This window comes from Nocardioides sp. Leaf285, from assembly GCF_001422955.1.
GTDB classification, from domain to species: Bacteria; Actinomycetota; Actinomycetes; order Propionibacteriales; family Nocardioidaceae; genus Nocardioides; species Nocardioides kribbensis.
Genome location: NZ_LMNH01000001.1, coordinates 771388 through 783953 on the forward strand (window position 1 = coordinate 771388; position 12566 = coordinate 783953).

A 12566-nucleotide genomic window follows, 5' to 3' on the forward strand; every position below is an offset into this window, starting at 1 on the left:
GCCAAGATTCCCGGAGCCGTGTGGCCCCGGACACGTGGTCCTCGTGCTGCCTCGGTGGTGCCTGAGTCGTGCGGTGCGTCTCCCCGGCCGGGGCTGCTGGTGCGCCGCGACGTCGGTGTCGCGGGCCCGGTCTGCTGCGGCCCTCGAGAAGGGGTTCGGCGGTGGAGCGTCGGTGCTGAGGTGTTGTCGGCCTCTGGATCGGATCTTGTCCCAGATACCGTCCCGACAGTCTCACCCCTGCGGGCGCCTCCCGGGCGGACCGGCCGATATCCGGTCGTGTTCGTGTCCACATCGTGATGGACCCGGGGAGGGGCGAGCCTGCGGAGACTGTCGGTGCCTCACCGGTAGATTCGGCACCGACACCACCCCGGATTGCCGACCCCGGACCGCGCAGGAGCCCCACGATCGCCGACAACACCTACAACGCCGCCCACCTGCTGGTCCTCGAGGGGCTGGAGGCGGTGCGCAAGCGACCGGGCATGTACATCGGCTCCACCGACACGCGGGGGCTCATGCACTGCCTGTGGGAGATCATCGACAACGGCGTCGACGAGGCCCTGGCGGGTGCGGCGCACCGGGTCGAGGTCACCCTGCACCCCGACGGCTCCGCCGAGGTCCACGACGACGGGCGCGGCATCCCGACCGACAAGGAGCCCAAGACGGGGCTGCCCGGGGTCGAGGTGGTGGCCACCAAGCTCCACGCGGGCGGCAAGTTCGGCGGCGGGTCCTACGTCGCGACCGGCGGCCTGCACGGCGTGGGGCTCTCGGTGGTCAACGCGCTGTCCTCGCGCATGGACGTCGACGTCGAGCGCTCCCCGGCGGTCCAGGGCATCTCCTTCCAGCGCGGCGTGCCCGGCGTCTTCGACGCCGACGGGCTGGGTCCGAGCGGTCGCGGCGCGGGCTTCGAGCCCCGCTCGGGGCTGACCCGCAAGGGCGCCCGGGTGGCCAAGGGCCGCTCCGGCACCCGCATCCGCTTCTGGCCCGACCGGCAGATCTTCACCAAGGAGGCGCAGTTCGTCTACGACGAGCTGGTCACCCGCGCGCGCCAGACCTCCTTCATCGTCCCGGGCCTCGAGCTGGTGCTGCGCGACCTGCGCGGCGCCGAGCCGGTGGAGGAGTCCTTCCGCCACGACGGCGGCATCTCGGAGTTCGCCGAGTTCCTCGCCGCCGACGAGGCGGTCACCTCGGTGCTGCGGCTGCAGGGCATGGACACCTTCACCGAGACCGTGCCGCTGCTCGACGAGCACGGCCACATGACGCCGCAGGAGATCGAGCGCGAGCTGCACGTCGACGTCGCGGTGCGGTGGGGCACGGGCTACGACACCGAGCTGCGCTCCTTCGTCAACGTCATCGCCACCCCCAAGGGCGGCACGCACCTCAGCGGCTTCGAGCAGGCGGTGACCAAGACCTTCAACGACGTCATGCGCGCCACCAAGGCGCTCAAGGTCAACGACGCCGACGTCATCAAGGACGACGTGCTCGAGGGCCTCACCGGCGTCGTCACCGTGCGCCTGGCCGAGCCGCAGTTCGAGGGCCAGACCAAGGAGATCCTCGGCACGCCGGCAGCGCGCTCGGTGGTGCGCAAGGTCGTGGCCGCCGAGCTCAAGACCTTCCTCACCTCGACCAGGCGCGAGGAGAAGGCCCAGGCCAAGCTGGTGATGGAGAAGGTGGTCGGGGCGTCCAGGACCCGCATCGCCGCGCGCCAGCACAAGGAGACCCAGCGCCGCAAGAACGCCCTGGAGTCCTCGGCCCTGCCCTCGAAGCTCGCCGACTGCCGGGCCAACGACAACGACCGCACCGAGCTGTTCATCGTCGAGGGCGACTCCGCCCTCGGCACGGCCAAGCTGGCCCGCAACTCCGAGTTCCAGGCGCTGCTGCCGATCCGCGGCAAGATCCTCAACGTGCAGAAGGCCTCGGTCGGCGACATGCTGAAGAACACCGAGTGCGCCTCGATCATCCAGGTGGTCGGCGCCGGCTCGGGCCGCACCTTCGAGATGGAGGCGCGGCGCTACGGGCGGATCATCTTCATGGCCGACGCCGACTCCGACGGCGCTCACATCCGCTGCCTCCTCGCCACCCTCTTCTTCAAGTACATGCCCGACCTGATCGCGGAGGGGAGGGTCTACTCCGCGGTGCCGCCCCTGCACCGCATCGAGCTGTCCAACCCGAAGAAGGGCATGGACAAGTACGTCTACACCTATTCCGACGACGAGCTGCAGCGCAAGCTCGCGGAGCTGTCCAAGAAGAACGTGCGGTGGAAGGACCCCGTCCAGCGCTACAAGGGGCTGGGCGAGATGGACGCCGACCAGCTGGCCGAGACCACCATGGACCCGCGCCACCGCACGCTGCGCCGCATCACCGTCGACGACGCCGACGTCGCCTCCCAGGTCTTCGAGCTCCTCATGGGCTCCGAGGTCGCCCCACGCAAGGAGTTCATCGTGCAAGGTGCCTACGACGTCGACGTGGAAGCGCTGGACGCATGAGCGCGCCGTGGCGCGACGCGGCCTCCGAGCCGGTCCGTGACGACCTCGACTCCCTGGCCGGCGAGGCCGTCACCCGGGCCCAGGCCCTGCTGGAGGAGTCGGGGGAGTTCTATCCCTTCGGCCTCAGCGCCGACGCCGAGGGGCTCGCGCTCGTCGGCGCCGACGACGTCGGCTCGCACCCGCAGGCCGGCGAGGTGCTCGACGTGCTGGTGGCCGGCCTGCACGCCTCGCGCGACACGCTGCGGGCCACGGCGCTGGTCTACCCGGTGAGCGTCGAGGGCTCCGAGGCCGTGCGCGTCGAGCTCGAGCACCGCGACGGTCCGGCGCTGGAGGTGCTGGTGCCCTACACCCTCGACCGGCGGCGCACGAAGGTGACCCTCGGCGCCTCCTCGGTCGCGGAGGGCCCGCGACAGATCTGGGTGTGACTGCGGTCCGGGTGTGACTCCGGTCTGGGTGTGACGCCGGGTCGACCCGGTGGCGGCCGCCTGAGTCGCGGCCGGGGCGCGGGGTGCGTGGCCGGCAGCGCGCCGTCGTAGGGTCGGGGCCATGGAGAACGACGCACCCACCGTGGCGTGGCGAGAGACCACCCCAGCGCCCGTGCAGGGCGACCTCGACGCGATGGTCGTGCTCGCCGTCCGCACCGCGAGCGACGCCCTCGCCAAGCGGGAGGGGTTCCAGCCCTTCGCGGTGCTCCTCGGCGACGACCGCCGCCCGCAGCTGTCGTGGGTCGACCCCCGCGTCAGCGGCCCCCGCCCGAAGGCCTCCGACCTGCTGCCGCTGCTGGTGTCGGCGGCCAGGGAGCAGCGCGGGTCCCTCCTGGGCGCAGGCGTCGTGGTCGACACGAGCGTCGACGGCGGCGACGCGATCCGCGTGGAGCTGGAGCACCGTGACGGCGGCCCGGCCCTCGTCGTGGTCGTGCCCTACCGCCCGAGCTGGGTCGAGGGCGAGCTGAGCCTGGGCGAGCAGCGCGTGGCCCTCGGCACCCGTCGGGTGTGGGAGCAGCCCACGGGCTGACGCCCCGCGTCGGCGCCGTCGAAGCGCCCTGAGGGTGGCGCCCGACCGTCGGCTCTGCTGAGGTGGGCGTCGTGCATGTCGTGGTGAGCGGCCCACCGGCCGTCGGCAAGTCCTCCTTCGCATCCCGGCTGGCTCGCGAGCTGGGTCTTCCGCTGCTCGCCAAGGACGTCCTCAAGCACGCCCTCAGGCGCAGCCTCGACCCCGACGGCGGCGACGACGTCGAGGCGTCGCGACGCCTCGGCCGGGCCTCGGTGCGGGCCCTGGTGGACCTCGCCGAGGCCTCCGTGGCCGAGGGCGGCGCCACCGGCACGGTGCTCGACAGCGTCTGGGTCGACCAGGACTGGGCCAGGGCCCGTCTCGCCGCGCTCCCGGGGGCGGTGGTGGAGGTGCACCTGTCGGCCCCCACGGCGGTGCTGCGGCGCCGCTACGCCGAGCGTGCCGCCGCCTCGACCGACCCCGCCGTGGGCCGCGACGAGGACGAGCTGTGGGGCGGTCGGGCGCTGGAGCCGGTCGCGGGCGGCTGGCCGGTGGTCGAGGTCGACGCGACGGGGCCGGTGGACGTGGTCGCCGTGGCGGGCGCGGTGCGGTCGGCTCGTGGCGTGCGGGTGACGGCCGAGCCCGGACCAGGGGTCGGGCGGGAGGTGTGGGCGCTCTACCAGCAGGTCTTCGGCGACGCCCAGGACCACGCGGCGTGGCTCCGGGACATCTGGCTGCGGCACCGGTCGCGCGAGGACTTCCGTGTGGTCCGTGCCCACGACGGGGACACCCTGGTCGGTGCGGCCCACGCCTACACGGGTGAGCGTGGGCAGTGGTGGACCGACGAGGTCGAGCGGCGGCTCCCGCGGTCCACGGCCGCGACGTGGCTCGGCGGGCACCTGGAGGTGGTGAGCCTGGCGGTGTCCGCGCACGCGCGTCGGCGCGGCCTCGGTACGGCGCTGCTGCGTGCCCTCGTGGACTCCACCGAGCACGAGCGGCTGCTGCTCATGACCACGGCGGACCCCGGGGACCCTGCGCGCCGGTTGTACGAGCGCGAGGGCTGGCGGGTCCTGGGTGCCGGGGTGCGCGACGACCAGGTAGTGCTCGGGCGGCTGCGGTGACGGCCGGTCCGGCCGCCGGGCGGAGCGCCTAGGCCGCGGCCGTGGGGTGCGGCCGGGCCGGGGGCACGACGTACCAGGAGCGGCCGGGGCGCTCGGTGCCGAGCGTGACGACCCCGGGCAGGGTGACGGCGGTGTCGCCGTCCCCGGGGCCGCCGCCGCCCGGAGCGCTCCGGTCTCGGCGAGCGAGGACGCCGGGTCGGCGACGGGCTGGTCGGGGGCGGTGGTGCTGACGATGTCCATGCCCCCAGGCAACGCCCGTCGGCTGTGCCGGGGCTGTGCCGGGCCGAAACGCTCGCTGAGCGTCGCACCGCGGAGACCGACGGGGTGCTCAGCCTCCTGGGGCCGTCCGTGGGTTGATCGAATGTTCGATCAACCCACGGATGCCTGCGGGGCCCCCCGGTGCGTCCGGGGCGGGCAGGGGAGGGCAGGGGAGGGTCAGACCTTCTGCTCGAGCAGCCCGGAGTCGACGTCGTAGAGGAAGCCGCCGACCAGCACGGAGTCGGGCACGAGCGGGTGGCTGCGGACCTTGGCGACGTCCTCGGCCAGCGCGGCGACCTGGTCCTCGACCACGTGGAACTGCTGCCACGAGGCGTCCTGGCCCGCGGAGGCCGCCACGCGCTCGCGGAGCTCGGCCTCGGAGTTGCTGGCCACGGCACAGCGGGTGTGGGGCACCACGAGCACGCGCTGCACGTTGAGCAGGTGCACGCCCAGCACGAGGGCCTCCAGGGCCTGCGGGGTCACCCGCCCGCCGGGGTTGCGGAAGATCTTGGCGTCGCCGGGGACGAGGCCGATCATGCCGAGGGGGTCGATGCGCGAGTCCATGCACGTCACGAGGGCCACACCGGCTGCGGCGACGCCGTCGAACCCGCCGTAGCGGAAGTCCTCGGCGAAGGTGCGGTTGGCGCTCATCAGGTCGTCGAAGTCAGCCACACCCCGAAACTAGCGGAGGACGCCACGGTGGGGGAGGGCGCTGTCGCACCGTGGACCGCGACACAGGTCACACCGACGCCGCTCGCCGCGCCGGGCGCCGCTAGCCTCGCCCGGTGCCCCACCAGCCCGGCCAGACCGCCCCCCACCGCCCCGCACCCTCCGACGGCGGGCCGCTGCGTGACCCGGCCACGGGTGTCGGCTGGTCCGACGTGGCCGCGACCTACGCCCGGACCTTCGCCCTGCTCTGCGCCGGTGCCGTGGAGCCGCTGCTCGACGCCGCCGACGTCGGTCGCGACGACCTGTCGCCGCGGCGTGCTGCGAGCGGGCCGGAGGCACCGGTCACCGGCACCGGTGGTCGTGGTCGCCCGCGGCTGCTCGACGTCGGCACCGGCACCGGGTCGGTGGCGGCCGCCGCCGTCGCCCGTGGCGCGCAGGTCACCGCGGTCGACCCCGACGCGGCCATGGTGGCGTGGACCGAGCGGGCGGTGCCCGAGGCCGACGTGGCGCGGGCGGGCCTGCCCGGTCTGCCGTACGACGAGGGCGCCTTCGACGTCGTCGTGGCGGGCTTCGTGGTCAACCACCTCGCCGATCCGCGCGCCGGCGTGGCCGAGCTCGCGGGGCTGGTGGCGCCCGGTGGGCGCCTCGCGGTGACGATCTGGCCCTCGGGGCAGAACACGCAGTCGCGGCTCTGGGCCGCCGTGCTCGCCGACGCCGGGGTGGTGACCCCGCCCTCGGTGGGGCTGCCGCCCGACCGCGACTTCCCTCGCACGCCCGACGGTCTGGCCGACCTGGTGGCCGCGACGGGTCTCGAGGTGGCGGTCGAGGCGGTGCGGTGGACCCACCGGGGCGACCCGGCGTCGCTGTGGGAGGGCGCCAGCGCGGGCATCGGCGGCATCGGCGCCACCGTGTGCGCCCAGGACGACGCGACCCGCCTCCGGCTGCGCGCCGCCTACGACCACCACGTGGCGGCCCTCGTGCACGACGGGGAGCTCGCCTTCGAGACCGAGGCCCTGCTGGCGGTCGGTCGTCGGGGCTGAGGCGACCGCCGCCGCCCACGGGGGACGTCGTGCGAAGGGTGGATGCGACTCCACGATGCGCATGACGTGCGCGTCCGGGGCGGGCGGAGTCAGGCCCCGCGGGGCGGCAGCGTGGCGGCGTCGACCGAGCGGGTGTCGGCGGTGCGGAGGACCACCAGGGCGAGCACGCCGGCGATCGCGGCGCACACCGCGGCGCCGAGGAACACCGTCTGCTCCTGGGCGATGCCCGCCAGGCGCAGCAGGTCGCTGAACTCCTGGCACCGCCCCACGCCCTCGCCGCAGACCTCCACGATGGAGGGGATGGACTCCTCCTCGGCGTAGTAGCGGCGCAGGCCGATCGTGGTGAGGGCGGAGATGCCGACCAGCATGCCGACCATGCGGGCCACGACGACCATGGCGCTGGCCAGGCCGTGCACCGCGTCGTCGGTGGCGGCGAGCACGGCGGCGTTGACGGGGGCCAGCGCGAGGCCGAAGCCGAGCCCCGCGACGACGAGGGCGATCGTGTAGGACCAGCCCTCGAGGGTGTCGAGGTCCCAGCGCGACATCAGCACGAAGCCGATCGCCGCCAGCGCCATGCCGCCGGCGGTGACGACGCCCGCCGGCACGCTGCGGGTGAGGTAGCCGCCGAGCACCGCCCCGACCGGGAGCGCGACGAGGAAGCGCAGCAGCACCAGCGCCGCCATCAGCTGGGAGTCGGGGTAGGCCGTGGTGCGCGCGAAGAGCGGCACGTCGATGAGGGCGGCGATGAGCGCCGCGCCCACGAAGAAGGAGACCAGCACCGCGCCCCACGCGGGGGTGCGGCGCAGCGCACCGCGCGGCACGAGCGGGGCCGGGCTGCGGCGCAGGTGCACGACCAGCGCGAGGGCAGCGACGCCGGCCCCGAGGAGGTACCACAGCCCCTGGTCGGAGAAGACCTGGATCTTGGGGTCGGCCGTGGCGAAGGCGAGGATGACCCCGCCGAGCGCCGCGGCGAGGAACAGCGCGCCGACGACGTCGGCCTCCCGCAGGCTCCGCGTCCACGCGCGCAGGTCGACCAGCGGGTGGCGGGCCGTCGCGCAGCGCACGACGAGGAGCAGCAGGGCCACCATGGTCGCCACGCCGGCCGGGGTCAGCCAGCGGCCGTCACCGGCGTAGGGGATGAAGACCTGACCCCAGGTGACGTCGCGCAGCACCTGGGTGGGCCGCAGGAACACCAGCGCCCCCAGGGCGAGCACGGCCAGCGCCAGCACCACCCCGAGCGGGTCCGGCAGCCGTCGGCGTACGTCGCGCCCTCCGCTCGCGCCGGGGCCGGGCCCCGGGTCGGCGAGACCACCGGTGCGGGTCGCGACCACCCGCACCGCCGCGGCCAGGACCAGCCCGACGGCGAGGTTGAGCAGGAAGATGGCGCGCCAGTCGGCCACGGCGAGCACGGCGGCGCCGAGCAGCGGACCGAGCACGCTGCCGATCTCCTGCACCGCCGACACCAGTCCGAGCGGCACGGCGCGACGGTCCTTGGGGTAGAGGTCGGCCACCAGGGCCAGCGTGGCCGGCACGAGACCGCCGCCGCCGACGCCCTGCAGGAAGCGGCCGGCGACCATGCTGGGCAGGTCGTAGGCCAGCGCGGTGACCAGCGAGCCCAGGGCGAAGAGCACCAGGCAGGCCACCAGCACCGGCACCCGCCCGCGCAGGTCGGCGATGCGGCCGATGAGGGGCAGCATCGCGACGTAGCCGAGCAGGAAGCCGGAGATGATCGGCGCCGCCCGCTGCAGCTGGTCGGGGGAGAGGCCGACCCCGCGCATCATGTCGACCAGGGCGAGCACCACGACGTAGGTGTCGGCGGCTGCGAAGGCCACCGCGACCGCGGCGACGGTGAGCATGACGCGCGTCGCGCGCCCGGGGTGGCCCGCTCCCTCGGCCGGCCCGGCCGCCCCCGCAGACCCCGCCGACCCGGCCGACCCGGCGCTCACGCCGGCCTCACGGGGCGGTGATCTCCTGCTCGATGCCGTACTGGTCGAAGTCGACGGTGTAGGTCACCTGGTCGTCGCCACCGTAGAAGGCTCCGGTGACGACCATCTGGCGCAGCTCGCCGTCGTCGGTGACGGTGTAGGCGACGTCGAAGTCGCCCTCGGCGGTGGGCAGGATGTTGGCGGCGGCGGTGCCCGGCACGGTGCCGGTGTACTCGGTGAGCACCTCGGTGTTGTCCTCGCCGCCGCGCACCTGGTCACCGGCCTCGACGTCGGTGGTCTGCGTCAGCAGCGACGAGAACCCGGCGTCGGTCGACAGCAGCTGCGCGGGGTCGGCGGGCGCGCCGTAGTCCGACGGGTCGACGACCTGGTAGTCGGAGGTCAGCGGCAGCTGGGCGTAGGTCTCGCCGTCGACCGCCACGATCGGCACGACCGGCTCGATGCCGCTGAGGCGCACGGTGATGGTGCCCTCCAGGGCCAGCGACGGCTCGTGGGTGCCGACCACGTCGGCGCCCACCAGGCCGGTCTCGCCCTCGGGCAGGCCGTCGGAGGTCAGGACCACGTGCACGCCCGGGGTGGAGTCGAGCTGCTCCTTGGCCTGGGCCAGCACCTCCTCGGGGGTCGCGTCGTCGTCGCCGGCGGCCCCCGAGCCCCCGCCACCGGTGCAGGCGCTCAGCGCGGTCAGCAGGACGGCGCCGGCGGCGAGCCCGGCCGAGCGGCGGGCCGAGGCCGCGCGGGCCGGGTGGGGGGCGGGGGTGCCGACGCGGGCACGACGGGGCAGACGCATGGGATCAGCCTTCCACACCGTCGGGAGCCGACGGCCCGACTCCCGCGCCGTCGTCGGCGCCGTCCCCCGGCCCGTCCGTCCCGCGACCGGTCGAGCCGCCCGTCGGGGCGACCCGCGCACCGACGGGGCCCGCCACGGCCGCCACCGGCTGGGCCACCGGCACCCCGGAGCCGTCGCGGCGTCCGGTGGCCTCGGGCAGGTCGACCGGGGCGCCGCTGGCCGCGGCGGCGCGGGCGGGGGCCGTGCCGGCCCAGGCGAGCACGAGGGTGTCCTCGCCCTTGAGGAAGCGGTGGCAGCGCACGCCGCCGGTGGCGCGGCCCTTGGTCGGGAACTCGGTGAACGGCGCGACCTTGACCGAGCCGGGCTCGGTGCCGGGCAGCGCGGTGGAGGATCCCGACGCGGTGACGACCACGGAGCCCTCGGGCGCCGCGGGGTCGACCACGCCGAACCACGCGACCGTCTGCCCCGAGGTCAGCCGGATGCCCGCGATCCCCCCGCCGGTGCGGCCCTGGGGCCGCACCGCCTCGGCGGGGAAGTGGAGCAGCTGGGCGTCGGTGCTGACGAAGCAGAGCGTCTCCTCGCCGGTGGTGAGCTCGGCGGCCCCGACGACCTCGTCGCCGTCGGCGAGCCGCACGACGTCCCACTCGTCGCGGTTGAGCACCTCGGGGTTGACCCGCTTGACCACGCCCTGGCGCGTGCCGAGGGCGAGCCCCGGGCCGTCGGTGGCCAGGGTGCACAGCGCTAGGGGCCGCTCGCCGGGGGCGAGCTGGAGCATCTCGCTCACCGGCAGCCCGCCCTGGAGGTTGGGGTCGTTGGCCGAGGCGGGGATCACCGGCAGGTCGAGGACGCCCAGTCGCAGCAGCCGGCCCTGCGAGGTCAGCACGCCGACCTCGCCGCGGGCGCTGGTGGCCACGGCCGAGACCACGACGTCGTGGTTGGTGCGCCCACCGCCGACGCCCGGGGGCTCGGCGTTGCTCGAGCGGGCCAGCAGGCCGCTGGAGGACAGGAAGGCGAAGCACGGGTCGTCGGCGACCTCCAGCGGCACGCTCGCGGCGGTGACGGTCGTGCCGGCCGACTCCAGCAGCACGGTGCGGCGCGGGGTGCCGTAGGTCGTGGCCACCTCCGCCAGCTCCTCGGAGACCACCCGGCGCAGCATGGCCTCGTCGCCGAGGATCGCGTCGAGGTCCTCGATCTCGCGGCGCAGCTCCTCGCTCTCCTTCTCCAGCTCGATGCGGCTGAAGCGGGTGAGCCGGCGCAGCTGCATCTCGAGGATGTAGTCGGTCTGGCTCAGGCTCAGGTCGAAGACCTCCATCAGCCGGGCCCGCGCGGCGGCGGTGTCGTCGCTGGTGCGGATGACCTGGATGACCTCGTCGATGTCGAGCAGGGCCACGAGCAGGCCCTCGACCAGGTGCAGCCGCTCGGCCTTCTTGTTCCGGCGGAACTGCGAGCGGCGTCGCACGACCTCGTAGCGGTGGGCGAGGAAGACCTCGAGCATCTGCTTGAGGCCGAGCGTGCGGGGCTGGCCGTCGACGAGCGCCACGTTGTTGATGCCGAAGCTGTCCTCCATCGGCGTCATCTTGTAGAGCTGCTCGAGCAGCGCCTCGGGGTGGAAGCCGTTCTTGACCTCGATCACCAGGCGCAGGCCGTTGTCGCGGTCGGTGAGGTCCTTGATGTCGGAGATGCCCTGCAGCTTCTTGCCCTGCACGAGCACCTTGATCCGCTCGACGACCTTCTCGGTGCCCACGCCGTAGGGCAGCTCGGTGACCACGATCCCCTTGCGGCGCCCGATGGTCTCGATGCGGGCCGTCGCACGCATCTTGAAGGTGCCGCGCCCGGTCTCGTAGGCGTCCCGGACGCCGTCGAGACCCACGATCTTGCCGCCGGTGGGCAGGTCGGGGCCGGGCACGAAGCGCATGAGGTCGTCGACGCCGGCCTGGGGGTGGGTGATGAGGTGGCGCAGCGCCTGCACGACCTCGACCAGGTTGTGCGGGGCGCAGTTGGTGGCCATGCCGACCGCGATGCCGGTGGTGCCGTTGACCACCAGGTGCGGGATCGCCGCGGGCAGCACCGACGGCTCCATCTCGCGGCTGTCGTAGTTGGGCCGGAAGTCGACGGTGTCCTCGTCGATGCTCGCCGTCATCGCCACCGCGGCCGAGGCCATCCGGCACTCGGTGTAGCGCATGGCGGCGGGGGAGTCGTCGGGCGAGCCGAAGTTGCCGTGCCCGTCGACGGTCGGCACGCGCATCGACCACGGCTGGGTCATGCGCACCAGCGCGTCGTAGATGGCGCTGTCGCCGTGCGGGTGCAGCCGGCCCATGACCTCGCCCACGACGCGGGCGCTCTTGACGTGGCCGCGGTCGGGGCGCAGGCCCATGTCGTTCATCGTGTAGAGGATCCGGCGCTGCACCGGCTTGAGGCCGTCGCGGGCGTCGGGCAGCGCGCGGGAGTAGATGACGGAGTAGGCGTACTCCAGGAAGCTGCTGCGCATCTCGTCGCCGACGTCGATGTCGAGGATGTGCTCCTCGAAGTCGTCGGAGGGCGGGGGAGGAGCGCTACGCCTGGCCATGCGGCCCATTGTCCCGGTCGCCGCTGACGATCCGCGCACCCCCACGCCGCGCGCCGTCCCGGGGGTTGAGGAGCGAGCCCGTCACCGGTGGTTGAGGAGCGAGCCCTGGCGAGCGTCTCGAAACCACGATTGCCGCCCCGGTGGTTGAGGAGCGAGCCCTGGCGAGCGTCTCGAAACCACGGCCGCGGTTCTCCACAGGCGCGCCCCGAGCCGGTTGTCGGCGTCCCGAGTCTGAACGAGGGTCGAGTCATGGGCTGGACCTACATCCTCGAGTGCGCCGACGGTTCCTTCTACGCCGGCAGCACCGTCGACCTCGAGCGCCGCATCGGTGAGCACGACGCAGGGGTCGGTGCGGCCTACACACGGCGCCGGCGGCCGGTGCGGCTCGTCTGGTCGGCGCAGTACGCCTCGATCGAGGAGGCGTTCCGCTACGAGAAGCAGATCCAGGGGTGGCGCCGCGCGAAGCGCGAGGCGCTCATCAGAGGCGAGTTCGAGCTGCTGCCGCGACTCGCGAGCCGCGCGCGTCGCGGGTGAGGGACGAGGGCGGTTTCGAGACGGTCGCTGGCGCTCCCTCCTCAACCACCGTGGTCGGGGGGTGGTGTCGAGACGGTCGCTGGCGCTCCCTCCTCAACCACCGTGGTCGGGGGGTGGTTTCGAGACGGTCGCTGGCGCTCCCTCCTCAACCACCGTGGTCGGGGGGTGGTTTCGA

The 12566-nt window shown here is 74.1% G+C and carries 10 protein-coding genes; 6 read left to right on the forward strand and 4 right to left on the reverse strand.

All coding sequences use genetic code 11. The features are described 5' to 3' along the window. The first annotated feature begins 296 nt into the window (after positions 1 to 296). The 4 genes from ASF47_RS03580 (at position 297) to ASF47_RS03595 (ending at position 4594) form a co-directional block, all read left to right on the forward strand. Positions 297 to 2483: a DNA topoisomerase IV subunit B gene (locus ASF47_RS03580; protein WP_082499948.1), complete on the forward strand. Its 2187-nt coding sequence runs from the start codon at positions 297 to 299 to the stop codon at positions 2481 to 2483. After that, positions 2480 to 2908, forward strand: a complete 429-nt coding sequence (locus ASF47_RS03585; protein ID WP_056862570.1) for a hypothetical protein — start codon at positions 2480 to 2482, stop codon at positions 2906 to 2908. The genes ASF47_RS03580 and ASF47_RS03585 overlap by 4 nt, the downstream gene beginning before the upstream one ends. 121 nt (positions 2909 to 3029) lie before the next feature. Continuing rightward, on the forward strand, positions 3030 to 3497 hold the full coding sequence (locus ASF47_RS03590; protein WP_056862571.1) for a hypothetical protein: 468 nt from the start codon (positions 3030 to 3032) through the stop codon (positions 3495 to 3497). A gap of 83 nt (positions 3498 to 3580) precedes the next feature. After that, on the forward strand, positions 3581 to 4594 hold the full coding sequence (locus tag ASF47_RS03595; protein ID WP_162242259.1) for a GNAT family N-acetyltransferase: 1014 nt from the start codon (positions 3581 to 3583) through the stop codon (positions 4592 to 4594). Between the two features lie 435 nt (positions 4595 to 5029). Here the strand turns inward: ASF47_RS03595 and ASF47_RS03600 are convergent, their stop codons facing one another. Next, positions 5030 to 5524 carry a beta-class carbonic anhydrase gene (locus tag ASF47_RS03600; protein WP_228942381.1) on the reverse strand — a complete coding sequence of 165 codons (495 nt, stop codon included), beginning with the start codon at positions 5522 to 5524 and terminating at the stop codon, positions 5030 to 5032. A 113-nt stretch (positions 5525 to 5637) separates the two neighbouring features. Here ASF47_RS03600 and ASF47_RS03605 point away from each other — a divergent pair, with 113 nt between their 5' ends. Continuing rightward, the gene (locus tag ASF47_RS03605; protein ID WP_056862573.1) at positions 5638 to 6561 is read left to right on the forward strand and encodes a class I SAM-dependent methyltransferase; all 924 of its coding nucleotides are present in this window, start codon (positions 5638 to 5640) and stop codon (positions 6559 to 6561) included. A gap of 89 nt (positions 6562 to 6650) precedes the next feature. On the opposite strand, the gene ASF47_RS03610 is transcribed toward ASF47_RS03605, so the two are convergent. The 3 genes from ASF47_RS03610 to ASF47_RS03620 all read right to left on the reverse strand — a co-directional run bounded on the left by ASF47_RS03610 (position 6651) and on the right by ASF47_RS03620 (position 11857). Next, positions 6651 to 8417 (reverse strand): MFS transporter, encoded by a 1767-nt coding sequence (locus ASF47_RS03610; protein ID WP_056862574.1) that lies wholly within the window; start codon positions 8415 to 8417, stop codon positions 6651 to 6653. Between the two features lie 97 nt (positions 8418 to 8514). After that, positions 8515 to 9291, reverse strand: coding sequence for an LppX_LprAFG lipoprotein (locus tag ASF47_RS03615; protein ID WP_056862575.1), 777 nt, complete (start codon positions 9289 to 9291; stop codon positions 8515 to 8517). Between the two features lie 4 nt (positions 9292 to 9295). Continuing rightward, positions 9296 to 11857: a DNA gyrase/topoisomerase IV subunit A gene (locus ASF47_RS03620; RefSeq protein WP_082500028.1), complete on the reverse strand. Its 2562-nt coding sequence runs from the start codon at positions 11855 to 11857 to the stop codon at positions 9296 to 9298. A 249-nt stretch (positions 11858 to 12106) separates the two neighbouring features. On the opposite strand from ASF47_RS03620, the gene ASF47_RS03625 reads away from it, so the two are divergent. After that, the gene (locus ASF47_RS03625) at positions 12107 to 12391 is read left to right on the forward strand and encodes a GIY-YIG nuclease family protein (protein WP_056862576.1); all 285 of its coding nucleotides are present in this window, start codon (positions 12107 to 12109) and stop codon (positions 12389 to 12391) included. The last annotated feature ends 175 nt before the right edge of the window (positions 12392 to 12566 follow it).

Bases quoted from the DNA above. Each gene is read 5' to 3' on its own strand.
- ASF47_RS03625 (WP_056862576.1), top strand. From the start codon at position 12,107: ATGGGCTGGACCTACATCCTCGAGTGCGCCGACGGTTCCTTCTACGCC.
- ASF47_RS03590 (WP_056862571.1), top strand. From the start codon at position 3,030: ATGGAGAACGACGCACCCACCGTGGCGTGGCGAGAGACCACCCCAGCG.
- ASF47_RS03580 (WP_082499948.1), top strand. From the start codon at position 297: ATGGACCCGGGGAGGGGCGAGCCTGCGGAGACTGTCGGTGCCTCACCG.
- ASF47_RS03585 (WP_056862570.1), top strand. From the start codon at position 2,480: ATGAGCGCGCCGTGGCGCGACGCGGCCTCCGAGCCGGTCCGTGACGAC.
- ASF47_RS03610 (WP_056862574.1), bottom strand. From the start codon at position 8,417: ATGCTCACCGTCGCCGCGGTCGCGGTGGCCTTCGCAGCCGCCGACACC.
- ASF47_RS03615 (WP_056862575.1), bottom strand. From the start codon at position 9,291: ATGCGTCTGCCCCGTCGTGCCCGCGTCGGCACCCCCGCCCCCCACCCG.
- ASF47_RS03620 (WP_082500028.1), bottom strand. From the start codon at position 11,857: ATGGCCAGGCGTAGCGCTCCTCCCCCGCCCTCCGACGACTTCGAGGAG.